We start from the raw sequence: 24,684 nt of genomic DNA on the forward strand, positions 1-24,684 counted from the left end.
GTTCGTCCGGGGTGCACGGTCAGGTGGTGAGGGGCGTGGAGTCGACCGGTGCCCGAGAGGTGGCCGTCCCCCGGCTGAGGCGGCGGATGATGACGGCGCCCACGCCGCCCGAGACCAGGGCGAACACGGTGAGGAGGACGTACAGACCCGCGGGGCTCCAGTCGATGAGCGCCGGTGTGACAAGCGCGAAGGCGGCGGCGAGGGAGCGCGCGACGGCCATGGTCGCTCCTTGTACCGTGGCTCGTGCGTTGACGGGAAAGGTCTCCTGGGTCCAGATCTTGTACAGCGCCTCGCCGACGAACGGGAAGCTGATGTTGTAGAGGACGAGGGCCACGAACATCAGGGGCAGCACGGTCCCGCCGGTGACGGCGATCAGCAGTTGGCAGGCCGTGAACACGACGACGCCTGCGGCGAAGAAGCGGGTGCGCCACTTGGTGTCCGCGATGCGCGTGAACGCGATGGTCCCGCACAGGCCGATGAGGGTGGTGACGAAGGAGAAGGCGGTCGCCGTGCTCTGGCTGGTGCCGCCCACGGTGACGAGGAAGTAGGTCTTGTACGCACCGAACGTGTTCGCCACCAGGGTGAAGAACAGATAGAAGAGCGCCGTGAGGGCCATCATCACCGTGAAGGAGCGATTGGTGAGGAGCGTCCGGAGAGGAATGGCCTTGGCCATGTCCACGCCCTCGGCGCCCTGACGGCTGACGGCTTCCTCCTCCAACTGCTGGAACGGAGGGTAGAAGCTGCGGAAGAAGAACGTGGCCACGCCCATCACCGCGAGCACGACGAAGATCAGGCTGATGCCGGTGGCGCCGAGCGTGGCGAGGCCGAAACCCAGGGCGGTCACGACGACGACCCCGATGGTCCACATGACGTGGGTGAAGGCGACGAGCCGTCCTCGGCCCTCGGCCGGTGTCCTTTCGCTGAGCACGGCCAGCGACGTGGGCAGGTCGGCACCGGCCGCGATCCCGGCGGCGATCACGCCCGTGATGAGCACCTCCGCGTTGGGAGCGAAGGCAATGGCCAGGGCCGCCACCGCGTAGACGAGGATCGTGACGGAGAAGATCCGGTTGCGGCCGACCAGGTCGGCAAGGCGCCCACCGACGAGCGTGCCGACCGCGATGAAGAGGGTGAGGGCGGAGCCGAGGGTTCCGACGGTCCAGACGTCGAGCCCGAAGCGGTCCTTCCAGATCGCGAGCCCCAGGCCGACGGCGATGATCGCCCCCGAGTCGAGGAAGGACGCCATGCCCGCGGCCACGGCAAGCTTCCAGTGGCGGCCGTCCAGTCCGGGTGACGCGACGGCGCTCGTATCGGCCATGGGCAACTCCTTCTCCCTCGAAGCGTGGCCCGTGGTGACACGTTTTACCAACAGGGCCGACTCACGATGACCCAGCCAGAGTTTGAGTGTCAAGACTCCGGGTCCCGTTGATTGAAACGATTTACCAAAGGGGCCGAAGATGTCGGTGAGCCGGCCCGCGACCGGCTGCCCGGGCGAGGTGGCCGGGCAGCGGGCGGTGGACCTGGGCGGCGCGGGTGGACCTATGCGGGGCGGGTCGAGGCCCGTACCACCAGCTGCGGTGAGAACTCGATGTGGGGGCGCGCGTTCCGCTCGGCTGTGCCGCCGCGGCCGTCCAGGAGGGTGATCTCCTCGAACAGGAGGTCCGCCGCCGCCTCCCCCAGCTCCGTGTGGGGAGTCCGTACGGTGGTGATGGGCACCACGGTCGACTGGGTGAATTCGATGTCGTCGTATCCGACCACGGCGACGTCGTCCGGGACGCGGATGCCGTGCGTGGCGGTGAAGGCCTGGACCAGGCCGATGGCCAGCAGGTCGTTGACGCAGAACAGCGCGTCGGGCCGTTCGACGGCGGGCCTGCGGGCGATGGCCTCCGCCGAGGCGATGCCGGCCGCGACGGATCGTTCGGGCACGGGGATCACTTCGAGCGTGGCCTCGCCGGACGCGCTGACCGCGGCGAGGGCACCGCGAAGCCGGTCGTGGACCTGCTGGAGTTCCAGCGCGGAGGCGACGAATCCGATGCGCCGGCGGCCCTGCTCGATGAGGTGCTGCACGGCGAGGCGCCCGCCGGCGACGTGGTCCGTCGAGACGGACGCCTGCGCGCTCGAACTCGCCCGTCGTGAACTGAGGACACTGGCGATGCCCCGCTCGCGCATCCGGGCGAGCTCGGACTCCACGTCTCCGACGGGCGCGATGATGATCCCGGTGACGCGCTGCTGCTCGAAGAGTTTCAGGTAGCTGCGCTCGCGGTCGCCGTCACCTCTGTCGTTGGCCATGAGGAGGTGCATGTTGCGCGATGCCACCCTGGCCTCGATCGCACTGGCGATCTCCGGGGTGGTGGCGCTCGCAAGCTCGAAGGCAATGTATCCGATGATCGGATTCACTCCGGTGCGCAGCGTGCGCGCGGCGTCGTTCGGGACGAATCCCAGCTCCTCCACCGCCTGCCGAACGCGCTCCCGGGTCGCCTGGGAGAGCTTCCTGGGGTTGTGGAAGTAGTTCGACACTGTCGCGGGGGAGACACCAACCGCGGCGGCAACGTCACGTATGGTCGCCTTGTTCAGCCGTTTCCTCCCTGTCGCGCGTTGCCCGGAGCCTACCCCATGGGCCTGATGGCCTGGGCCGGAGCCCGTTCCGCGGCCGCGGCGGTGGTGTGGTGCCGGCTCCGAGCGGCGCGACGGTCAGGACGAGGGCCGGCCCGGCCGGCTCCGAGCGGGATTCCGCGTCTTTCGGGGCTCGGTCATGTCGAGCAGCAGCATGGCGTCGTGGTCGGCGGTGCCGGGTTCCGCGTTGTAGATGCCGAGGCGCTGGCCGGGGGTGCCTTCGAGCTGCATGCCCTGGCTGCTGAGGGTGAGAACGCCGACCTGGGGGTGGTGGAACGTCTTGTGGATGTTCTTGCGCCCGACGACGTCGTACCGTTCCCACAGCCTGGCGAAGTCGGGGCTCTTGAGGAGGAGTTCCCCCACCAGGCTGGTCAGGTCGGGGGCGTCGGGGGTGGTGCCGGCCAGGGCGCGCAGGCGGGCGACACAGCCCCGGACCTGGCTCTCCCAGTCGGGGAACAGCTCACGTGCGGTGGGGTGGAGGAAGAGGTAGCGGGCGAGGTTGCGCTGCCCGGCCGGCCAGTCGGCCATCCCGTCGTACAGGGCGAGGCCCCCGGGGTTCCAGGCGAGCAGGTCCATGCTCCGGCTGACGATGTAGGCCGGGTTCGGCCGCACCGTGTCCAGCAGCAGTCCGAGGTGCGGGCGGACGGACCGGCTGGGCGTGGGCGGGGGCTCGGGGGCGTAGTGGGCGGCGCGCGCGGCGAGCTCGCGCAGGTGCTGGTGCTCCGCGTCGTCGAGGTGCAGTGCGCGGGCGAGGGCGTCGAGGACGGAGGGGCTGGGGCGGGTCTCCCTGCCACGCTCCAGCCGGATGTAGTAGTCGATGCTGATGCCGGCGAGCGTGGCCAGTTCCTCCCTGCGCAGGCCCGGGGTGCGGCGCAGCCCGGTGCCGACGGTGAGGCCGACGTGGTCGGGGCTGGTCTGGGTGCGGCGCGCGCGCAGGAACCGGCCCAGTTCCATGCCACCGCCCTTGCCGGTGCTCTGCTGGGATGCCATGCGCACAGTGTCACACCGCGCTGACCCGCGTCGGCAGCCGTGTGGGGCCCTGTCATTACCCCTGAACGCCACTCCCTGGCACAACCCGGCCTGTCGCCGGGGCCGGAGAGGCACGAGGCTCTGTTCCCGTCACCGTCGCGCCACCGCCGGGCGTCCGTCAGCGCCGGGCGCCTGCCCATGGAGGAGGAGAGGAAAGCCGCACCGTGAAGCACAGCAAACTGCGCACCCGGTCGGGGAGAACGCCGACGCCGACGGCGTCCGGCTGACCGCCGAGCCGCTCGCCGGGCTCACCGCGCTGCCTCCGGCCGCCGGGGACAACCGCAACGAAGCAGAGATGCGGATGACGGAGCGCTGAACCGCCCGGCTGCATGACCAGCCTCCTGTGCCGGGGCGCATGGTCACCCATCTCGCACAAGGCACCGATTTCCCATGAGTCCTTTCCCACCTGAGGAGCACCCCTCCATGCGTGCAGCCGTGATGTATGGCGCCCGGGACGTCCGGATCGAGGACCGTCCCCACCCGGAGGTCCGCCGGCCCACCGATGCCGTCGTGCGGACCGTGCTGTCGTGCGTGTGCGGCAGCGACCTGTGGCCCTACGGGGCGATGACCGCCACCGGGACCGGCCGGCCCATGGGACACGAGTTCCTGGGTGTGGTCGAGGAGACCGGCCCGGAGGTCTCCTCGGTCAGGCCGGGCGACCTGGTCGTCACTCCGTTCACCTACTGCGACAACACCTGCGACTTCTGCGCGAGGGGCCTGCACATCTCGTGCCGCCGCGGCGGGCGCTACGGTTTCGACGGCGTGGACGGCGGCCAGGGCGAGGCGGTGCGCGTCCCGCACGCCGACGGCACCCTGGTCAGACTGCCCGTCACCGCCGGCTCCGAGCTGTTGCCCTCGCTGCTGACCCTTTCGGACGTGATGAGCACCGGCCACCACGGCGCCGTCACCGCCGGCGTCGGCCGCGGCGACCACGTCCTGGTCATCGGGGACGGCGCGGTCGGCCTGTGCGCGGTGCTGGCCGCCAGACGGCTCGGCGCCGAGCGGATCATCCTGATGGGACGGCACACCGACCGCACCGACCTGGGCCGCGCGTTCGGGGCCGCGGACGTCGTCGCCGAACGCGGCGAGGCGGGCATCGCCCGCATACGGGACCTGACTGGCGGCGATGGCGTCGGCAAGGTCATCGAGGCCGTCGGCACCCGCCAGGCGCTCGACACCGCCCTCGGGGCGGTCATCGACGGCGGCACCGTCAGCCGCCTGGGCGTTCCGCAGTACGAGGAAGGCCCCGTCGGCCCGTCCATGATCATGCGGAACATCACTCTCACCGGTGGTGCCAGCCCGGCCCGCGCCTACATCGAGGAGCTGATGCCGGACGTACTGGACGGCACCATCAGGCCGGGCCGGGTCTTCGACCAGAGCTTCTCCCTGGAACAGGTCCCCGACGCCTACCGGGCCATGGCCGACCGTCGTGTCCTCAAGGCCCTCATCAGGTTCTGACCCGTCTGACCCGAACCGCCACCGACGCGGCGCTCGGAGCCGCCACCGGGGCCCCCTGTCCGGGCCCCCGCGCGGAGTGCGCAGGGGCCCGGCGCCGGTGCTACGAGACCGTGAAGGTGTGGGTCCCCGCGGCGACGTGGTACACCGCGGTCGCCTTGTCACGGCTCACAGGGGCGGCGTCCTGACCGAGGACGGTGACGTGGTCCCCCGCCTCGGCCGGCACGTGCACCGTGGCGGTGCTGCCGACGGGGACCGAGACCGTGAGGGTGAACCGGCCGGCGGCATCCTTGTGCCAGGCGCTGCTCACGGTGCCCTGCGGCGTGCTGTAGGTGCCCGAGGCATGGGTCATGCCGCCGACGACGGCCGGCGCGATGTCCAGCTCGCGGTAGGCGACGGAGCCGGGGGCCTGACGAATGCCGGCGAGCCCGCTGACGAGCCAGGCGTCGACCTGTCCGAGGAAGTGGTGGTTCTGCGACCCCGATCCGTCCAGGGCCTCCGACAGCGTCGTGTGGCCGCCGGCGACGAGGTAGCCGTAGCCGGGCGAGGTGGGGTTGACCACCATGTCGTAGATGACGTCGTCGCGTCCGCCCGCCTGCAGGGCGCGGAAGAGCGGGCCGATGCCGACGGACCCGGTGGTGATGTGGTTGCCGGCGGTGCGCACGGAGGCGACGAGCCGGTCGAGGACCTGGGCGCGGTCGGCGGCCGGCACCAGGCCGGCGTCCAGGGCCATCGCGTTGGACGTCTCGCTGTCGCTGCCGTAGTAGACGCCCTTGTCGTCCTGGTGCCGGAACCGGGAGGTGAACTCGGCGGCGAGGCGGGTGGCGAGCGCCCGGTAGGTGGTCTGGTCGGCCTTCTTGTGCAGCACTCCCGCGATCTTCGCCATGTCGTCGGCGGCGGTGTAGTAGCCGGCGAGGATGGCCAGCTGCATGGGCGTGCTGTTGTCGGTGGCGGACCAGTCACCGAGCCCGGGGATGTCCCCGCCGTTCGCCGCCTTGTTGGCCGCCTCGTAGTCAAGCCACTCGACCATGTTGTCGTAGTACAGCGACATGGTCCGGGTGTCGCCGTAGGTCCGGTACAGCTGCCAGGGGATGCGGATGACGGCGCCTCCCCAGTTCACCTCGTCGAGGAACTCGATCGTGCCCTGCGGGTACTGGAGCTTGGTGGGCGCCACCCGGTGGAACTCGGGTGCGATGTTGGCGATGAGCCCCGGGGACTCGTCGCCGGGCCGGCGCTGGGCGGTGGCCATGTTGCGCACCAGTTGGGGCTCGTAGGACGACAGGTCGTAGTCGGTCAGCAGGGCATCGATGTTGTGCAGATTGTCGCCCGTGTACGGGCCCTTCTCCCGGTCGGGGCAGTCGGTCATGACGGACATCATGTTGCTCTGCATCGCACGCAGCGTGATCGCGTGCACCTCGTTGACGACCTGGTTCGAGGAATCGAAGGTGCTCGCCCGCGGGTTGGAGGCGTGGATCACCTTCATCGTCACGGTCGAGGAGCGGGGCGGCGAGGGGAGCCCGTCCACCCGGAGGTAGCGGAAGCCGCTGTAGGTGAACTGCGGGTGCCAGGTCTCCGTGCCCTTTCCTGACAGGGTGTACTTGTAGGCGATGGGGTTGTCCGCGGACGCCCCGGTGGACGAGACGTCCAGCGACCCGTCGCTCTTGAGGAGCTCTGCCGGGATCATGGTGATGGTGGTGCCGGCGGGCCCGGACACGTTCAGGCTGGGCCAACCGGACCGGTTGGCGCCGAAGTCCAGGATGTAGGAGCCGTCGTCGCGGCGGGTGGCGGAGACCGGCCTGACCGTCTCGGCCACGGTGACGGGAGGACGCGGGTCGGCCCGCAGGGGGGTGGTGTCCTTCGGCGTGGTGCTCGCGGTCAGCTTCACCAGCGCGGCCTGCTGCCACGGTGCGCCGCTCAGAACGGCCGGTGTGGTCGGCGTGGTCGCCGCACGGCGGGCGTCGTACTCCTCGCCGCTCCACCATGACGAGTATGTCGTCGGCCCCAGCGCGGTGCGCCACGAGGTGTCGGACCCGACGGTCTCCCGGCGTCCGTCGGTATAGGTGATCTCGAGCTGGGCGATCGCCTTCGGCTCGCCGTAGACGGTGTACTTCTCCAGGTTGCCGCCGAAGAAGTAGTGGCCGGGCGTCTTGACCCGCTGATAGGCGCCGCTGCCCGTCTGGATGCCGAGGACGTTCGGCCCCGGCCGCAGCTCATGGGTCAGGTCGTAGGTGCGGTAGTCGACCTCGGCGGAGTACGTCGTCTGCCCGGGTTCCAGGACGTCGGAGCTGACGGCGTGTCCGTTCAGCGAGGTGGAGTACATGCCGAGGCCGGTCATGTACAGCCGGGCCTTTGCGATCTTCCCGCGCACGGTGAAGGACTTCCCGAACACCGGCAGCGGGGTGACCGAGCCGTCCGGGCGCGTGTAGTCGTAAGCAGCGTTCTCGATCCAGCGGGCCGACCAGTCCGACTGGTTCAGCAGGCCCATCTCCCAGGTGGCCGGCTCGCTCCACCCGGAGGCGTGTCCCTCGGTGTCCCAGACGCGCACTTGCCAGGCCACGGTCTCGCGCGAGGTGAGTCCGGCTCCGGGGAAGGCTATGCCGCTTGAGGAACGGGACCTGACCCGGCCGGAGTCCCAGACGTCGGCGGTCCCGCGGCGCAGTGCCGCGGCACTGTGGGCCGCGCGGATCTGATAGGCCTCCTGCGCCGTGGCCGCAGATCCGTTCCGCGCGTCGAGCTGCCAGGCGAGCAGCGGGGTGCGGTCGTCGATGCCGATCGGGTCGACCTGGTCGTCGGTCGTCAGGTTGACGGCGCGCAGAGGTCCGGGCCGGGATGCTCCCGACGACGCCGACGCCAGCCCCGATGCGGTGAGTCCCAGTGCCGCCGTGAGGGCGACCGCGAGGGTGATTCCTGAGCTCTTCATAGGCTTCTCTTCGGTTGGAGACAGGGGGTGGGAACTGCCCGACGGTTCACCCGACGCCACGGCACGAACGGCGGTGCCAGGGGGTCGGGCCGTGCCCCAGGAGAAGTGAATCGTTTTATCCAACGGGTGACGCGATGGTAGGAGTCAGCGCCGCCGCTGTCCAGACCCGGCACCGACGCACACCCATGACGACCACAGAGCCTCAGGTCATCATGGGCGTTGCCGATCTGTGACCGACCGGCTCTCGCCGCAGGGAGCGCGCGGACCGGGCCGCTCCGTGCGTGACCATCCTGATTGAAACGTTCATTGAACCCCCGGCACGGCGCGGTGCCGTGGGAGGCCGCGGAGTACCTGGCCGGGCAGCTCTCCATCGAGGGCGCCACGTGCGTGAAGCGGCACCCGGAGCGCCGGTCGGCGGTGTACGAGCACGCGGCGGAGATCGAGGAGCGGTCACATACCGGGACTTGACCCATCGACGGTGGGGCCGGGAGTTCCGCGGCTTCCCGTACGGGCGGGCATGGAGGCACGCCGAGGGCCGGTGACGCCCTGGGTGAGTCGGACGCGCTGAGCGCGGCCCCGGCCCGTACGCGCGTCTCGAAGGCGGTGCGGCGTCCGCCCGCGCTCGCGCGCACACGGGTCAGAGACCGGCCGCTGCTGCCCCGCAAGGCGACGCCGCCCCCTCCAGGCCGCACAGCTCGTGCGCGGGCGACGAACGGGCGCCGCGGCCCGGCCGTCGGGCGTCGTCATCCGGGCCGTCCGTTCCGTCTCGTCCCGCGGTGCCCGGCCCCCGCCGATCCGCGGGCGCGTTCCGACCGCCGAAGCGGTGAACCTCGCCGTCGATCACCACTCGCAGGCGATGTGGTGCTCGCCATGGTGGCAGGAATCGGTGCCGGCCCCGCCGAGGAGCCAGTCGGTGCCGGCCCCGCCGTAGAGCCAGTCGGTGCCGGCATCGCCGTAAAGGGTGTCGTCGCCGGTCTCGCCGAAGAGGCCGTCGTTGCCGGTCCAGCCGCCGAGGGTGTCGTGGCCGCCCTGGCCGTGGAGGGTGTCGTCGCCGTCCCCGCCGCCGAGGTAGTCCCGGTCGTCCCCGCCGACGAGGTAGTCGTTGCCGGCCTGGCCGAAGAGGTAGTTGTGGCCGGCCTGGCCGAAGAGGGTGTCGTCGCCGTCCCCGCCGCTCAGGCGGTCGTGGGCGGTCTGGCCGTAGAGTCGGTCGCTGCCGGCCTCGCCGTAGAGGTCGTCGTTGCCACCAGCGCCCGTGAGCTTGTCGTTGCCGCCACCGCCGGACATCGTGACGGGCACGGCGATATCCCCGGAAATCTCGATGGCGTCATCGCCGTCCCCGGCTTTGGCCTCGATACCGATGATCCCGGCCATGGGGCAGGCCACCGCCGTACCCCCTGGCGCCGCCGACTCACATCCCGGACCGGGGGTGAGGGAGTCCGCCTGATCGAAGACGGCGACCTCGGACCCGATCACGGTCACCGAGATCTTGTGGGAGACGCCCGATGCCGCGGTGATCCGCAGCACTGCATCGCTCACGCTCACGCCGGTCGCGGCCTGCGCGGGCCCGGCGGACCAGAACAGCTGTGTCGGCACCAGAGCCAGGAACACCCCGGCACCGATCCAGGACTTCCGCATGAGGACACCCCTGTCCGAGGGTCACGACGGCATATCAGGAGCGACACGATGAGCCCCGCACAGCGGTGCACGGCAAGCGGCCGCTGCGGGCGCGACGCGGCCGCGGAGCCGTACGACACATCCGGCCGGGCCACCCGTCACCCGCAGCACAACGCCAACGTGACGAGAGCGGCAGCTGACGCGGCTCACATAACGGCTGATCTCACACCGAAACGGCACACGCCGCAGGGTACGGACGCCTCGCGGGCGGTCACGGCAGTGACGGAGACGCCGAGGTCAACGGCCCCGTACGCGTCCGACGCCTTCGCCCGGGCTTCTCCGGCACCGCGGCGAAGGCGTCGGCACGCTTGGGGTGTCCTTGTTCCGGATCTCTTGATCGGTCCGGTCGATCAGTGTGATGCAGGTCGGCATGGCCGTGCACCTCCATGGGGAACGACACTACCCATCAAGCACGATTCTGCATGTAACGGGCGCATCCTGCGCGCGGAGGCCGACATGCCAGGGGACGGCGCGCCTCCTCGTGATCGAAGCGCACCGCCGGCCGAGGCGGACCACGTCGGGTCCCTTCCGTCCTCCTTCTCGCTGACGCCGTCCCTCTCGTTGACGCCCTACCTCTCGTTGAAGATGCGAACGGGCCCCATGAGTCCCGCCGGTTTGAGTGCGGTGTCCGCGGTGACCTTCGCGCCGGATGGCGGCTGGATGTAGGCGACCTTGTCGGCGCCCGGCTGGGCGTCGCCCACCTCGCGGTTGAACCAGCTGTTGGTGACGGCCACTTCGAGGGTGTTGGTTCCCTTGCGCACGGCGTCGGTGATGTCGACACGGTACGGAGCCCGCCAGACGGTGCCGGCGACGGCTCCGTTGATCTTCACCTCGGCGATGTCGTGCACTTCGCCCAGGTCCAGCAGCAGTCGTCCCCCGAGCCCGGGCCAGCCGCTCGGCGCGGTGAAGTCGGTCTGGTACGTCGCCGTGCCGGAGAAGTACCGGATGCCCGGTGTGGTGCTCTCGGTCAGCGACGCCAGGTAGGGAAGCCGCGTCGCGGCCGGGGCACCCCTGCCGGGCTGGAACGACACCTTCCAGGCGCCCTCCACGGCGCCGATCTGCCGCCGGGTCACGGCCTCGGCGGTGTTCTTCCCAGGCGTCCCCCTGGCGATGACGACGAACACGGAGTCCGCCGGACCGAGGTCGACCGTGAGCGACGTGCGGCCTGCGCCCGTGGTGAACGTGGCCGGGGTGACGGTTCCCGAGACGGGGTCCCACAGTTCGACCGCCTTGCCCGCGGCCCGGAGGCTGAGGGGCATGGTGGTCCGCACGTTCCTGCGGTTGACGATGTAGTAGACGTCGGCGTCGTCGGTGGTGCGGTGGATGTACGCGAGCGGATCCACCTGCTGCAGGCTGTAGGAGCAGTCGGGCTGGACGCCCAGTTGCTGGAGCGCCTCCGCCGCCGTGGCGCCGTTGAACACCCGGCCCTCGCCCACCACCCGGTCCCGTTCGGTGCCGTCGCCCCACAGCCTGGTGGCCAGCTCCTGGAACGCGTGGTCGTCGTCCGCGAGGCTGGGAGACTCCACCGGTCGTGGCCCGGCCACGGACGCGCCGTTCTCGACCAGGGAAGCGATCTTCCGGAGCACGGGCAGCGTGATGCGGGACGACAGCCCGCCGAGATACAGCAGGCTGTACGACGCGCCGGACTTCGTAACGAGCCTGCCGTCCCGTACGGAGAGTTCCTGAAGGATGACGGTCCCGCCCACGAAGTCGTAGTCATAGCCGACGGGTTGATCGGTCTGCTTGGAAGACCTTCCCCAGATGCCCGTGATCGGCGCTTCCTGGCCGTAGAAGTAGGCGACGTCCGCGACGTGCCTGCCCTGGGTGAGGACGTGACTGCAACGGGCCAGGTAGGTCGTCCATGGCTTTGCCTGCTCCGCCCATGTCTCAAGGCGCGTGAAGAACGAGCCGATACCGCTGAGGGTGAAACCCGGACCCTGGTCGAGGGGCTGGTGCACGGACGTGTGAATCATGAAGCGGTTGATTCCCTGGACCAGGAGCTCGTCCGCGGTCGGCTTCAGGTCCTTGGGCGTGAAACCCTGCGGGGTGAAGGTGAAAGTCTCCGCACACGCGTGCCGCCTGCCGTAGACGTGGGCGACCGAGGCGGCTCCCCTGGAATCGACCCGGTACGTCTCGTACGGACCGTCGCCCGGCGCGAAGGCCCCGCCCGAGGCACCCATGGGGACGTCCGCGTACTGCCTCATCTCCATGTCGTCACCGAACCAGCCCCGCTTGTCCTCCTGCGCCTCGGCATAGGTGCGCTGCAATCCGCGCTTGTGCGCCTCCTCGGTGACCACCCGGTAGTGGTTCTGCGCGAGCAGTTCGTTGAGCGTGCGCCGCCAGTCCCAGAGGAATTTGTCGGAGGCCCGGGGGCTTGTGACCGTCGTGCCGGTGAGTGCCGGCAGATAGGGGGACGGGTCGTATCCTCGTCGCCGCTTGAACTCGGTGAGGATGTTGTCGGTCCAGTTCTGGTAGCCGGCCTCGTAGCTGTCGTTCAGCAGGCCGGTGAGGCCCTTCGAGCCGATCAGGTCCTTGCCGGCGGCCTCCTCCAGCATGTCGAGGTAGGTCTTCATGTAGGCCCGGACGCGACCGGCGTCGAGCTTGTCGACCTCCAGCCCGGTGGCTGCCGACGAGGCCGGCCCGTTCTGGTGCCCGGTCAGGCTGAAGCCGAGCCGGACCACCACCCACCTGCCTTCGGGTGCCGTCCAGCGCAGGACACCGTCGGCGTCCATCCGGCCGGTCAGGTCCCGCACCTCGGAGGTGGGCACGGCGTCGAGCGAGCCCGCGGACGGAGTGTCGATGTGGTAGTAGTTCGCGGTCTGCCCGAAGCCTGCCTTGACCTCGAACTGGTGGATCGTGGGGGTGGTCCGCAGGATCAGCCGGGAGAGGGCGAGAGGCGATGTCGACGCGGTGTCCTGGGCGGGCAGGAAAACGACCTTGAAGTACCGGGCGGTGGTGGCGGGAACGAAATTCGTCCGTTGCACGCCGTTGTAGATGCCCTCGGCGATGAGCCGGTAGTCCTTTCCGTCCCGGCTGCTGTAGAGCCGGGCAATCGGACCGGTCTCCACCACGTCGTTCCAGCCGGTGAAGCTTCCCCCCGCGGCGATGGTCAAGCCATTGACAGTGACCTCCTCCGCATACTCGAAACGAACCCAGGTGGGGTTCCCGGTGGAGGTGGCGGGGAGATGGACGGCATCCGCCACCGAGTCGTCCGAGAGCTTGTCGGCATCCAGAGGGACACCGGTGTCGCCGTTGGTTTCCGGGGTGGACGCCGGGCCGGCCAGGCGGCCGCTCCCGTAGATTCCGGGCCCCAGGGACGCCTGGCTCCGGGCCGAGGTGTCCACCCGGTACGCGAACACCCGGGCGTCCTTGTACAGCTTCGGCAGGGGTTCCGCGGTGGCGGACTTCGCGGCGGAATCCTGGAACGTGCCTGCCACGTCCGGAGGTCGCGGAAGGCGCACGGACACCTGCCGCCCGCCGCTGATCCACGTCTCCGTCCAGACGAACTTCTTCATGCCGTCCTCAGCCGCGACCCACGGGCCGCCGCTCTCGGACCAGCCCGGGGATCCTGCGACGTCGGCCTCGAGGCCGAGTTCGTCGGCCCGCTGCATCGCATAGTGGAAGGCGTCCTTCCAGCCGTCGGACATGTAAGCGAGCGGCTTGAGAACGACGACGGGAACCGATCCCGCGCCGTCGAAATTGACGAATCCGCCGACGCCGATGCGATGGAACCAGTCGAGGTCGGCCTTGATGCCGTCCTTGGTGATGTTCTGGTTCATCCAGTGCCACCAGACGCGGGGCAGAGCCTCTGCCGGAGGAGTCTGGAAGCCCTTCGCCAAGTCGCTCCGCCCCACCACCGACTCGTTGTTCCGGGCGGTCAGGACGCCGAGATGGGAGAGGTCGGGAGCCGGGCCCCGGGCGACCGCCGCCGACGCCTCACCGGCGGCAGGAAGCACACCCCCGCCCGCGGCCAGCGCGGCGGTTCCGGTCACGCCCTTCAGGAACCTTCTTCTGTCGGTCGACATCGCATCCCTTTCAGTCCGGACCTGCGCGGTCGCAGTGACACTTGGTTGGGACGATTCAACTCCGGGCGCACCCTAGCCAGGCCTCAGGGTTCAATCAACGTTTCAATCAGGGAAGTTGCCTGCCGGTCCGCCGCTCCAGTCGATGGAGTGATGGATTGAACGATTCACTATGCGCGGATCATAGGGATGTACACGGGACTGCTGGGAACGGTCGACGCCGAGCAGGGGGCATGGCTACGCGAGGTGTCGAAGGGGCCCCGCCCGAAGCTCCTCATCACCGGGTCTCCCCTGTACGTGAACGGCGAGCACCACCCCTGCGTCATCGAGGGCGGCGGCACCGTCGACGACATCGTCCGCGATCCGGCGCACCACTACGTGGCGGCGGTGGGCGGTGACATCCACAACTACCAGCGCTATCCGGTGGACGTGGACGGCCGCACCATCCAGTACGTGGTCTCCGGCGGCGGCGGCCGCCGTTCTTCAAGTCGTTCCTCCGCCTGGACGTGACGCCGGAGTCCGTCCGGCTGCGGTGCTTCGCCGCGACCGGCAACCGGGCCCAGGAGCTCGACCCGCCGGTCGAGGACGAGGTGACCACCCCCCTGACCGGCCACCTTGGCACCGCCGTGCGCAGCGAACCGTCCGGAGCGAGCGACTTCACCGTGCAGGCCTGAGAGGAGGATCGAGCAGACGTTCTTCACCTCGTACGGCGGGCTCCCGGCCACCACCCGGGACCGCCTCGACGGCGCCGCACCGAAATTCCCGGCCGGACTCCCCCGGCGCGTCAGGGCCTGACTCCACGGCGCGAGTACGCCGCCCATGCCGGGACACCCGGGCTTGAGGCCGGGCCCGACCGGCTGGTCCGGCTCAGCCCAGTTGCCGGTGCAGGAACTCGACGGTGGCGGTCCAGGCGCGTTCCGCGGACTCGCGGTGGTAGGCGGGCCGCTGGTCGTTGAAGAACGCATGGCCGGCCGGGTAGCGCCGCAGGTCGGGTTCGACGCCCGACTGCTGCGCGAGGGTCCGGCGCAGTTCGTCGAGGCTTTCGGCGGGAATGCTCTCGTCCTGGTCGCCGTAGTGGCCGAGCACCTGGGCCCGCAGCCCGGAGAAGTCCGGCAGGTCGCCCTGGATGACGCCGTAGAAGGGGACGGCCGCGCTCACCCTCGGTTCGACGGCCGCCAGGTACAGCACGAAACCGCCGCCCATGCAGAAGCCGACCGCGCCCACCGTGGACGAGGTGACCTCCGGCCGGGACAGGAGGTGGTCGACCGCGCCGGACAGCAACTGGACGCCCCGCTCGACGGGCAGGTCCCGCATCAGGCGCACCGCCTCGGTGGGGTCGTGGGCGATGTTGCCGCCGTAGAGGTCGGGGGCCAGGGCGACGAAGCCCTCGTCGGCCAGGCGTTCCGTCACATCGGCGATGTGGTCGTCCAGGCCCCACCACTCCTGGATCACGATGACGCCGGGACCGCTGCCGCCGGGCGGCGGCACCAGGTAGCCGTGCGCGGTGGTGCCGGCACTCGGGAACGAGACGTTCTGCCGTGCCGGGTTTCCGGTGGGCTTCGGGGGCTGGGGCATGGGCGACGCTCCACGTGAGGTGAGTGGGCCGGGCGGCAGGCGCCTGCCGGCGCCTGCCCTGGCCGCTGGGTGAGATCGTACCCATCGAGGATCGCGGAGTCCGGTCCGGGGCGCGGGAGACGCCCCGCGGGGCCGACCGCGCACCGTCTGCACGGCGTAAGACAGGGCACCGGCCAGCTGTTGGCGTTGGTCCGAACCTATTGGCTGATTGGTCTAGTCCTCCTATGCTACGTCCCACGCAAGGTCATGTACCTGCCACAGAGGGCCGCTCCCCCTACGGGGCGCGGCCCCGCCTCCCCCACGTTCCTCTCGAAGGAGAGCCATGGCCGGTCACCCGACCCCCCACGCCCGGACCCGGCACGGCAGGAGAGCGCTGTTCCGGGTCCGCCGGCGGGCGGTCGTCACGCTGCTGGCCGCGCTGGCGCTGCCCGCGGCCGCGCTCACCGCGCTCGTCCCCTCCGCATCCGCCGCCCCCACCCCGCCGGACACCTCCGCTTCGGCCGCCCGGAACGCCGGGGCCGCAGCCGGCCTGCCCGCCCACGCGCTCGTCGGCTATCTGCACGCCAGCTTCGCCAACGGCTCCGGATATGTGCCGATGGCCGACGTGCCCGACAGCTGGGACGTCATCGACCTGGCCTTCGGCGAGCCGACCTCGCCCACCTCCGGCGACATCCGCTTCACGCGCTGTCCCACCACCGAGTGCCCGAACGCCGAGTCGGACGCCGACTTCAAGGCGGCCATCAAGGCGAAGCAGGCGCAGGGCAAGAAGGTGCTGATCTCCATCGGCGGCGCCAACGGCCAGGTCCAGCTCACCACCACGGCCGCCAGGGACGCCTTCGTCTCCTCCGTCAGCGACATCATCGACACCTGGGGACTGGACGGCCTGGACATCGATTTCGAGGGGCACTCGCTGTCCCTGGACGCCGGTGACACCGACTTCAAGAACCCGACCACGCCGGTCGTGGTGAACCTGATCTCCGCCCTGAAGACCCTGAAGGCCGAGTACGGCAGCGGATTCGTGCTGACCATGGCACCGGAGACGTTCTTCGTACAGCTCGGCTACCAGTTCTACGGCGGCGGCAGCGGCGCGGACCCCCGGGCCGGGGCGTACCTGCCGGTGATCCACGCACTCCGCGACGACCTGACGCTGCTGCACGTCCAGGACTACAACTCCGGCCCGATCCTGGGCCTCGACGACCAGTACCACACGATGGGCGGCGCCGACTTCCACATCGCCATGACGGACATGCTGCTCACCGGCTTCCCGGTGGCGGGCGACACCGGGAACGTGTTCCCGGCGCTCTCCCCGTCCCAGGTGGCGATCGGCCTGCCCGCCAGCGGGAACGCCGGTGGCGGCTACACCACGCCGGCCGACGTGGACACGGCGCTGGACTGTCTCACCAAGGGGACCGGCTGCGGCGGCTACACCCCGCACGGCACCTGGCCCGACCTGCGGGGCCTGATGACATGGTCGGTGAACTGGGACGGGTTCGGCGGCTGGGAGTTCCAGAAGAACTTCGACTCCTACTTCGGCGGCTGAGCGGACACGGCGCCGCGACGCGCAGGTGGGGCGACCCGCATGCGCCGCGGCGCCCCGGCCCGTTCACGTGGGAGCGGCCCATACGTCGGGGCCGCCGCCGCGCCATTCGACCAGGCCGGTGCCCTGCCGCAGGTCCTCCTCGTCCAGGGTCTCCAGGCCGGCCCGGCGCAGGAACTCGATCAGGTCGCCGAGGCCGTAGGCCAGGCCGAGGATCTCGCCGTCCACACGCACCCGTCGCCCGCCGCTCGGCGAGGGCGGCGCCACGATCACTCGGGGTACGACAGCCATGCCCCAAGCGTCGCCCCGCGCGCACCACCCCGCACCCGCTCGTCCGCCCAGGTGGCCCAAGCGGTCGCCTCCAAGGCGTACCCCCCGCCATGGGCGGCCTGCCCGACCGACCCCCTTACGGTCCCGTCCCCGGCCACCGGCCCGCGGTGGCCGACCGCGCGGTTCGCCGCCCCTGCCCGGGGCCGGCACCGGATCGGGGCCGTGCAGGGCGTCAGCCCGTCTTGGTGGTCATGTCGAACTGCCGGTAGACCTGCGGAGCATTGGCCTTGGTGACCGTCACCGTCCCCAGTGTCTGCTTCTTCTCGATCTTCTTGCCCTGGGAGAGCGCGTACGCCGCGTCCGCCGCCTCCTTCGCCCCGGTGGGATAGACGAAGGTGGTCAGCAGGTGGCCCTGCTGGACGGCGCGGATGCCGCCGTCCGGGATCGCGAGGCCGTCGATGCCGAGGAACTTGATGCTGTCCGCCTTACCGGCCCCCGCCGCCGCGCCGTACGCGCCGATCGCCATGTCGTCGTTGTGCGCGTACACCAGGTCGATCTTGGTGCCGCGGGCCAGCCACTGGTTCATCACCTTGATGGCGTTGGGCCGCGTCCACTTGGCCTCGCGGGACTCCACCACCTTGATGCCGTGGCCCTCGACGGCGTCCCGGAAACCCTTGTCCCGGTCGATCTGCGGCTGGTCGGAGAGGACGCCGCGCAGCTCGGCGACGTTGCCGCCGTCCGGCAGCGCCTTGACGGCCGTCTCGCCGGCCTTCCTGCCGATCTCGTAGTTGTCGCCGCCGATGAAGGCGGTGTAGCAGTCCGTGTTGACGGTGCGGTCCAGGATGATCACCGGGATGCCCGCCTCGCACGCCTGCTCGACCGGCGGGGTCAGCGGCGCGGGCTCGTTCGGTGAGACGATCAGCAGGTCGACCTTCTGCTGGATGAAGCTCTGCACCTGGCTGACCTGGGTGGCGTTGTCCTGCCGGGCGTCCGTGATGGGCAGCAGCCTGAGGTTCCTGTGCTGCTTCACGTAGTAGGCGAGCTGTTTGTTGAGCTGCTGGCGGTAGGGCTCGGCGTTGTTGGACTGCGAGTAGCCGATGACGAACTGCCCGCCGCCGCCCTTGCCGCCGGTGCCGCCCGAGCCCGCGGTGTCCGCCTTGGACGCACAGCCCGAGACCAGGGCCGCCAGGCACAGTGCGGCGGCGACGGACGCCTTGCTCCTCATGACTCGCTTCATGCCTTCTTCTCCTTCATCTCGGTACCGGACGCCGGGTGGGGACGGTCGGTGAGGCGCCGGCCGAGATCGCGCACCAGGTCCGGGCGCTGCAGGACGACGGCGATGACGACGATCGACCCCTTGATGACGAGCTGCCAGTTGTCGCTGACCGCGTTGAGACCGAGGACGTTGTCGAGCAGGGTGAGGATCAGGGCGCCGACGAAGGTGCCCGCGATGGTGCCCTTGCCGCCGGAGAGGCCGGCCCCGCCGATCACGGCCGCGGCGATCGCGTCGAGTTCGTAGCCGTTGCCGGCCATCGGGTCGGCGGAGGCGCTGTAGGCGGCGTCGATGGGGCCCGCGAACCCGGCGAGCATCCCGGAGAGCGTGAACACCGCGATGGTCACGAAGGTGACGTTGATGCCGGACAGCCGTGCCGCGGTGGGGTTGCCGCCCACCGCGTACACGTGCCGTCCGAAGCGCGACCTGGACAGCAGCAGGTGGAAGACCACACAGATGACGACGAAGGCGAGCACCGGGAAGTACACGCCGTCCGGTCCGATGATGCCGACGAGGACGTTGTGGCCCGGGGTGCCCAGGCTCTGGAACGACGCCGAGTTGGGCGTCAGCGTGCCGTCGGGGCGCGCGACGGTGGTGCCGACGGAGGTGTTGTCCGACATCTGCCGGTCGAGGCCGCGGGCGATGGAGAGCATCGCGAGCGTCATCACGAACGACTGGATGCGCAGCCATGAGGTGCCCGCGCCGTTGACGAAGCCGAAGGCGGCCCCGATCAGCATGCACAGGGGGACGATCTGCCAGACGGGCATGTCGTGCCGGAAGAGCATCGTCGCCGCCGCCATCGAGGCGAAGCCCATCACGGACCCGACCGACAGGTCGATCCCGGCGGTGATGATGACCAGGGTGACCCCGACGGCGAGGATGCCGCGGGAGGCGAAGTTGCCGACGGCGTTGGTGAGGTTGGTCTGGTCGAGGAAGACGTCGCCCTTGGTGGCGACGCCGACCGCGAAGATCAGCACAAGGCCGATATAGCTCTGCAGCGAGCCGAAGAGCGGCAGCAGGCGCCGCAGCCGCCCGGGCGCCGCCGGAGCCGCCGTCTCGGGGGCGGCCTTGAGGGTGCTTGTCATGCGCCGGGCTCCTTCTCGGGGTCGTCTCCGGCCGGGCTCTCGGGGTGGTACGGCGCGCCCGGGCCCGGGGCGCGCACGCCCCGGGTGCGCCTGGCCGGGGCGCTCCGATTCGGGGCGCCCCGATTCGGAGCGCTCAGGGCCGAGTCACTCGGGCCCGGCACTTCCCGGTGCGCCGCGGCCGGGGCGGGCGCGTTCGGGTCCGCCGCCCCGGGGTCCACGGCGGCCGTGGCGGGCGCGTCGGCGACCGTCCGCCGTGCCATCGCGGCGGTGAGAATCGCCTCCTGCTCCGCCACGGGCCCCCGCGCCGGGTCCCGGTGGAACTCGCCGGTGAGCCGGCCCTCGCAGAGCACCAGGATCCGGTCGCACATCCCGATCAGTTCCGGCAGCTCGGAGGAGACGGCGAGAATCGCGGTGCCCTGGGCGGCGAGCCGGTCCATCAGGGCGTGGATCTGGGCCTTGGCGCCCACGTCGATACCGCGCGTGGGCTCGTCCATGAGCAGCAGCTGCGGCTGGGTGAGCAGGCACTTGGCGATCACCACCTTCTGCTGGTTGCCGCCGGACAGCAGCCCCACGGAGTTCTCGATGCCGGGCGTCCGGACCGCGAGCGAGGTCATCTGCTCGCGCACCGCGGCCGCCTCGCGGCGCCGCCGGACCGTCCGCCAGGGCGTGCCGAATCTGCCGAGCGCCGCCAGCGAGCTGTTGAAGCGGACGGTGTTCGACAGCACCAGGCTCTGCCCCTTGCGGTCCTCCGCCACCAGGGCGAGGCCCCGGCGGATGGCGTGCCCCGGGCTGCGTGGCCGGTAACGGCGGCCGCCCAGGGTGAACTCGCCGCGGGCCTGGGTGCCGTAGTCGCCGTACAGCGCCTGGAGCACCTCGCTGCGGCCCGCGCCCATCAGGCCCGCGATGCCCACGATCTCGCCGGGTGCGACGGTGAGGTCGATGCCGTGCAGGGCAGGGCGGTCCTCGGTCGCGGCGAGCGTCAGGCCCCGGACGGTCAGGCGCGGTCCGGCCGCCGGCGCCTGGGCGGCTCGCCGCGGATACAGCTCGTCCAGGGGTCGTCCGACCATCAGCCGGACCAGCTCGGCACGGCTGGTGCCGGACATCTCACGGCGTCCGGTGCAGGTGCCGTCCCGGAGCACGGTCACCGAGTCGGCGATCTCCTCCAGCTCCTCCAGACGGTGCGAGATGTAGACGACGCCGACACCGCGCGCGGTCAGGCCCCGGATCACCGCGTGCAGCCTGCGCACCTCCGCGTCCGCGAGCGCCGAGGTCGGCTCGTCCATCACCAGCAGGCGCACGTCGAGGCTGAGCGCCTTGGCCACCTCGATGAGCTGCTGCTCGGCGATCCGGCAGTGCTTGACCGCCCGGCGCGGCGGCAGGTCGAGCCCGAGCCCGGCCAGCAGCTCGGCGGTGCGTGACTCCATCTCCCCGCGCCGCACCGTGCCCCGGACGGACGTCGGCTCCCTGCCCAGGAAGACGTTCTCGGCGACGGACAGCTCGGGCACCAGGTTCAGCTCCTGGTGGATCATGGCGATGCCGTGCCGGGCGGCGTCCCGGGGCGAGTGGATGCGCACGGGCCGGCCGTCGCGTTCGATGGTGCCCTCGTAGTCGGCGTGCACCCCGGCGAGGACGTTCATCAGCGTCGACTTCCCGGCGCCGTTCTCGCCCAGCAGGGCGACGACCTCGCCCGCGTGCACGGTGAGGTCGACGCCGCTGAGCGCCCGCACCCCGGGAAACGACTTGGTGATGCCCCGCATGGCCAGCAGAGGCGGTGCCTGACGGGTCATATGCGTCCTCCGTGACGTGCCGTGCCGGCCGACGCCCGGGCCCCCGAGCCGGCGACGGCCGCCGCCCGCACCCTCCGGCAAGAGGAGGCACCGGCGCTCCGTGTGCGGTCGACACGTCACCGGAGCCGGGATCATGGCGCAGCCGCCCCGTGGCCCCCCGTCACGTAATCGATTTCACGCGCTCATGAAGGTACGGAGGCTGCATGTGCCTGTCAATGCATGCGTAAGGGCTTTCCACCGCCCTCATTGACCACTCGTCACACGGCCTGAGGGCGTTATGGGCACACACGTACGGAAGGAGAGACAGAAAACGATTACAGAAACGGCTCAGCCGGCGTGGGCATCCGCCGCCGTCCTGCCGCTCCCGGCGGCACCGGGTTGTCCGGCGGTGTCCGCCGGCGTGTGGGTGATTCTGATCTTGGACTGGCCGTGCGGCAGTTCCTCCCAGTCGGACATGAAGCGGGCCGCGAGGCCGTGTTTCTCCGCCAGGGTGACGAGCGTCTCGGTGCGGTAGTAGAAGTCCTCACGCAGGACGTGGTGTTCGGCGCCCTCGGTGCGGTCGAAGGTGAAGTCGAACCAGCCGCCGGGCGCCAGAACCCGGCCCACATGGGCCAGACACTCCTCGATGACGTGCAGCGGGGAGTGCGAGAAGACGCTGTGCGCGTGCACCACGTCGAAGTACGCGTCGGGCAGGAAGTGCAGCGTCAGGTCCCGGACGGGCGTGAGCACCGGCAGCCGCCGCTGCAGTCCCATCTCCACCACGGTGTCCTGCGCCGCGAGGAGGATGTCGGGCGAGATGTCGATCCCGTAGTAGTGCCCCGGCTCCAGGTGCCTGATGAACCGCCAGCCCGCCCGCAGGTTGCCGCACCCGATCTCCAGCATGCGGTGCTCGGGGCGCAGGCCGTACCCGAGCAGGTAGTCGAACTGCATCGCGCCGAGCGCCAGCCACCGCTCCCGGCTGCGGCTGCCGACCGCGGCGTCCGGGTCGGCGCGGGTGTCGGAGCGCATCACCGCCCGGTAGTACGCGATGTGGTCCGGCCAGCGGTACCGCAGCCAGGTGTCCCGGGCGGCGCGGACCAGGTGACGCGGCACGCGCCCGGGGTGGCGCAGGGCGTAACCGACGCGGTGGCCCAGGGCGGCGCGGTTGGCGGTGAGGTTCTTCTCGGTCGGCATGCGGGTCTCCTTCTGTCGTGTTCGGGCCCCTCGCGCGATGCCCGGTGCCCCTTTTCGGCACTATGCTCCATATTCGGGCGGATTCATCGGTAATGTGGTGATCTGTAGGCCGACGTCCCCCGTCGGTGGGGAGGCCCGCATCCGCGGACGGGCTGCGGCACGGGGGCGGTTCGGGGGACGTCGGTATCGGCCGATCGGATGATGCGCACGGGGCCGACCGCGGTTATGACTGCCGGCCTGACCGTCGCCGTCCGGCTCGAAGGGCCGGAGGGACCGCTGCCGGAGCGGGCGGCCACGGCGCTGCTGCGCATCGCCCAGGGCGCACTGGCGAACGTCTGCGAGCACGCCGCCGCGACCCGCGCCGCGGTGACCCTGACGTTCCTGGGCGACCAGGTCCGCCTGGACGTCGCCGACAACGGCCGCGGCCTCGCCCCGGGCCCCGCGCCGCACGAACCGCCCACCACGACCGACCAGGCGCGCGGACACGGACTGCCGGCGATGCGGGCCCGGGCTCGGCAGCTCGGTGGCACGCTCACCGTCGAGTCCACGCCCGGCGACGGCACCGTCGTCTCGGCCGCCGTGCCCCTCACCCCGGGCCGACCGGAAAGGCCGCGCCATGAGCCCGACGGGGTCCGCCGCGCCGATCAGGCTGCTGCTCTGCGACGACCCTGCGGTGGTGCGGGCCGGCCTGCGGGCGCTGCTGGCCAGCACCGAGGGGATCGAGGTGGTCGGTGCGGCGGGCGGCGGCGAGGAGGCGCTCGCGCCGGCCGCCCGGCTGCGGCCCGACGTGGTGCTGATGGACCTCCAGCTCGGCGAGGGCATGGACGGTGTCACCGCGACCCGGCGGCTGGCCGGCGGCGGTGCCGGCGGCGCGCCGGGCCCCCGGGTGCTGGTGCTGACCATGTTCGACACCGACGCCGACATCGCGCGGGCCATCGAGGCGGGCGCCACCGGCTATCTGCTGAAGGCCGAGCGGCCGGAGGAGCTGTTCGGGGTGATCCGCACCGCGGCAGCCGGCCGCACCGCGCTGTCGCCCCCGGTCGCCGACCGGGTGATGGCCCGGATGCGGGATCCCCGGCCCGGCCTGTCCGCGCGGGAGCGGGACATCCTGCGGCAGCTCGCCCGGGGCCTGGGCAACCGCGAGATAGTCCGGGCCCTGTTCATCAGCGAGGCCACCGTCAAGACCCACCTGGGCCGCATCTACGGGAAGCTGGGCGTGGAGACCCGGGCGGCGGCGGTGGCCGTGGCGGCGGAGCGGCGGTTGCTGCCGTGAGGGCGCGCGGCGTGGTGCGGGCGGCCGGCTGGGGCCCGCCGCGGGGCGCGACGCCCGCACCCGGCGGCGGGTTCCCCCGCCCGGCGTTCCCTACCTGGACGCCTTGTAGTTCCTGAAGAGCAGGTAGGTGTCGAGGATGTCGGACGGGTCGCTCTCGACGGACCGGTAGATGCCCCACTTGGGCCGCTGGTAGTCGTCGTTGTCGGGCATCTTGACGCCGGACATGCTGCCCTGGACGGCCACGGGCGCGCTGGAGCCCGTCCCGTTGCGGCACACGAAGCTCGCCTTGCCGGACGAGCCGATCGTGAACGTCCACTGGATGGTGATCCACTTGTTGCGCAGCGGCGCCAGGTCGGTCGAGGCGATGTCGGGCGAGCCGGAGTTGGCGTAGGCACGGGCGCGCAGCAGCTCCTTGCTCCCACTGCGGCCGAGGTCGAGCGTGACGTAGGGGCCGCTGTTGTCGGCGGGGACCTTGGTCTGGAAGATGTGCGTGAACTTGCTGGTGCCGTGCAGCGAGGACGGCATGTACATCTCATAGGAGAGTGTCCAGGTCTGGCCGTCGGTCATCTTGAGGACCTGCCCGTCCTGCACCATGCCCTTGGACTCGGTGCGCTGGCGGTCGCCGCCGCCGGTGGAGTCCCGGTCGTCCCTCCAGATGTTGAAGCGGTAGTGGTCGTCCTCCACCACGACGTACTTGCGGTCGGGGTGCTCGCCCACGCGGTCGGCCTCGATGCCCTCGAAGGCGTCGAGCCCGTCGGAGGGCGGGTCCGGGTACCAGAGTGTGGTCGCCGCCGGCAGGGCGGACGCCGGCTGCCGGCGCAGCAGGGTCGTGCCGACCGCGGCGACGGCGGCTGATCCGAGTAACGTCCGGCGGCTGATGCGGCGTGGAACGGCGTTCTCTGACACGCGACGGTTTCCTCTCCTCGGCCACGGCCGAAGCGGCACGCGAGGCGCACGGCGCACTGCCAGGGCCGGGACTGCCGGTGGTGGACAGCGCATGT

At 70.9% G+C, this 24,684-nt stretch carries 16 protein-coding genes and 3 pseudogenes; 6 read left to right on the plus strand and 13 right to left on the minus strand.

What is annotated here, in order from left to right:
• Positions 1-19: 19 nt before the first annotated feature.
• From ACSMXW_RS04205 to ACSMXW_RS04215, 3 genes are all read right to left on the minus strand, one after another.
• Positions 20-1,315, minus strand: a complete 1,296-nt coding sequence (locus ACSMXW_RS04205) for an MFS transporter (protein WP_485804116.1) — start codon at positions 1,313-1,315, stop codon at positions 20-22.
• 221 nt (positions 1,316-1,536) lie between these two features.
• Positions 1,537-2,571 carry a LacI family DNA-binding transcriptional regulator gene (locus ACSMXW_RS04210; RefSeq protein ID WP_485807794.1) on the minus strand — a complete coding sequence of 345 codons (1,035 nt, stop codon included), beginning with the start codon at positions 2,569-2,571 and terminating at the stop codon, positions 1,537-1,539.
• Between the two features lie 117 nt (positions 2,572-2,688).
• Positions 2,689-3,600 (minus strand): helix-turn-helix transcriptional regulator, encoded by a 912-nt coding sequence (locus ACSMXW_RS04215; protein WP_485804117.1) that lies wholly within the window; start codon positions 3,598-3,600, stop codon positions 2,689-2,691.
• A gap of 462 nt (positions 3,601-4,062) precedes the next feature.
• Between ACSMXW_RS04215 and ACSMXW_RS04220 the strand changes: the two genes are divergently transcribed.
• Positions 4,063-5,097 carry a zinc-binding dehydrogenase gene (locus ACSMXW_RS04220; RefSeq protein WP_485804118.1) on the plus strand — a complete coding sequence of 345 codons (1,035 nt, stop codon included), beginning with the start codon at positions 4,063-4,065 and terminating at the stop codon, positions 5,095-5,097.
• A 100-nt stretch (positions 5,098-5,197) separates the two neighbouring features.
• On the opposite strand, the gene ACSMXW_RS04225 is transcribed toward ACSMXW_RS04220, so the two are convergent.
• Positions 5,198-8,014, minus strand: coding sequence for a family 78 glycoside hydrolase catalytic domain (locus tag ACSMXW_RS04225; protein WP_485804119.1), 2,817 nt, complete (start codon positions 8,012-8,014; stop codon positions 5,198-5,200).
• A gap of 294 nt (positions 8,015-8,308) precedes the next feature.
• Here ACSMXW_RS04225 and ACSMXW_RS04230 point away from each other — a divergent pair, with 294 nt between their 5' ends.
• Complete coding sequence (locus ACSMXW_RS04230; RefSeq protein ID WP_485804120.1) at positions 8,309-8,482, plus strand: hypothetical protein; 174 nt, start codon at positions 8,309-8,311, stop codon at positions 8,480-8,482.
• A gap of 372 nt (positions 8,483-8,854) precedes the next feature.
• On the opposite strand, the gene ACSMXW_RS04235 is transcribed toward ACSMXW_RS04230, so the two are convergent.
• Together ACSMXW_RS04235 and ACSMXW_RS04240 are read right to left on the minus strand one after the other, a co-directional pair.
• The gene (locus ACSMXW_RS04235; protein ID WP_485804121.1) at positions 8,855-9,649 is read right to left on the minus strand and encodes a calcium-binding protein; all 795 of its coding nucleotides are present in this window, start codon (positions 9,647-9,649) and stop codon (positions 8,855-8,857) included.
• Between the two features lie 608 nt (positions 9,650-10,257).
• Complete coding sequence (locus ACSMXW_RS04240) at positions 10,258-13,680, minus strand: glycosyl hydrolase (RefSeq protein ID WP_485804122.1); 3,423 nt, start codon at positions 13,678-13,680, stop codon at positions 10,258-10,260.
• Between the two features lie 207 nt (positions 13,681-13,887).
• Between ACSMXW_RS04240 and ACSMXW_RS04245 the strand changes: the two are divergent.
• Positions 13,888-14,384, plus strand: a pseudogene (locus tag ACSMXW_RS04245) (hypothetical protein); the annotation flags it as partial.
• A 193-nt stretch (positions 14,385-14,577) separates the two neighbouring features.
• On the opposite strand, the gene ACSMXW_RS04250 reads toward ACSMXW_RS04245, so the two are convergent.
• Complete coding sequence (locus ACSMXW_RS04250; RefSeq protein WP_485804123.1) at positions 14,578-15,285, minus strand: dienelactone hydrolase family protein; 708 nt, start codon at positions 15,283-15,285, stop codon at positions 14,578-14,580.
• A 523-nt stretch (positions 15,286-15,808) separates the two neighbouring features.
• On the opposite strand from ACSMXW_RS04250, the pseudogene ACSMXW_RS04255 reads away from it, so the two are divergent.
• Positions 15,809-16,825 (plus strand): annotated as a pseudogene (locus tag ACSMXW_RS04255) (chitinase); the annotation flags it as partial.
• Positions 16,826-16,888: 63 nt separating this feature from the next.
• Here ACSMXW_RS04255 and ACSMXW_RS04260 read toward each other — a convergent pair.
• The 5 genes from ACSMXW_RS04260 to ACSMXW_RS04280 form a co-directional block, all read right to left on the minus strand.
• Positions 16,889-17,113: a hypothetical protein gene (locus ACSMXW_RS04260; protein WP_485804124.1), complete on the minus strand. Its 225-nt coding sequence runs from the start codon at positions 17,111-17,113 to the stop codon at positions 16,889-16,891.
• Positions 17,114-17,324: 211 nt separating this feature from the next.
• Positions 17,325-18,329 (minus strand): substrate-binding domain-containing protein, encoded by a 1,005-nt coding sequence (locus ACSMXW_RS04265; protein ID WP_485804125.1) that lies wholly within the window; start codon positions 18,327-18,329, stop codon positions 17,325-17,327.
• Entirely contained in the window at positions 18,326-19,450 is a 1,125-nt protein-coding gene (locus tag ACSMXW_RS04270; protein ID WP_485804126.1) for an ABC transporter permease, read from the minus strand. Before ACSMXW_RS04270 ends, ACSMXW_RS04265 begins: the two co-directional genes overlap by 4 nt.
• Positions 19,447-21,237: a sugar ABC transporter ATP-binding protein gene (locus ACSMXW_RS04275; protein WP_485804127.1), complete on the minus strand. Its 1,791-nt coding sequence runs from the start codon at positions 21,235-21,237 to the stop codon at positions 19,447-19,449. The genes ACSMXW_RS04270 and ACSMXW_RS04275 overlap by 4 nt, the downstream gene beginning before the upstream one ends.
• A 327-nt stretch (positions 21,238-21,564) precedes the next feature.
• Positions 21,565-22,410, minus strand: a complete 846-nt coding sequence (locus ACSMXW_RS04280) for a class I SAM-dependent methyltransferase (protein ID WP_485804128.1) — start codon at positions 22,408-22,410, stop codon at positions 21,565-21,567.
• A 234-nt stretch (positions 22,411-22,644) separates the two neighbouring features.
• Here ACSMXW_RS04280 and ACSMXW_RS04285 point away from each other — a divergent pair.
• Positions 22,645-23,010: pseudogene (locus tag ACSMXW_RS04285) on the plus strand (sensor histidine kinase); the annotation flags it as partial.
• Between the two features lie 16 nt (positions 23,011-23,026).
• The gene (locus ACSMXW_RS04290) at positions 23,027-23,683 is read left to right on the plus strand and encodes a response regulator (RefSeq protein WP_485804129.1); all 657 of its coding nucleotides are present in this window, start codon (positions 23,027-23,029) and stop codon (positions 23,681-23,683) included.
• Positions 23,684-23,773: 90 nt separating this feature from the next.
• Here the strand turns inward: ACSMXW_RS04290 and ACSMXW_RS04295 are convergent, their stop codons facing one another.
• On the minus strand, positions 23,774-24,589 hold the full coding sequence (locus ACSMXW_RS04295) for a hypothetical protein (RefSeq protein WP_485804130.1): 816 nt from the start codon (positions 24,587-24,589) through the stop codon (positions 23,774-23,776).
• Between the last annotated feature and the right edge of the window lie 95 nt (positions 24,590-24,684).

The sequence above is a fragment of the Streptomyces sp. DSM 116793 genome, from assembly GCF_057320905.1.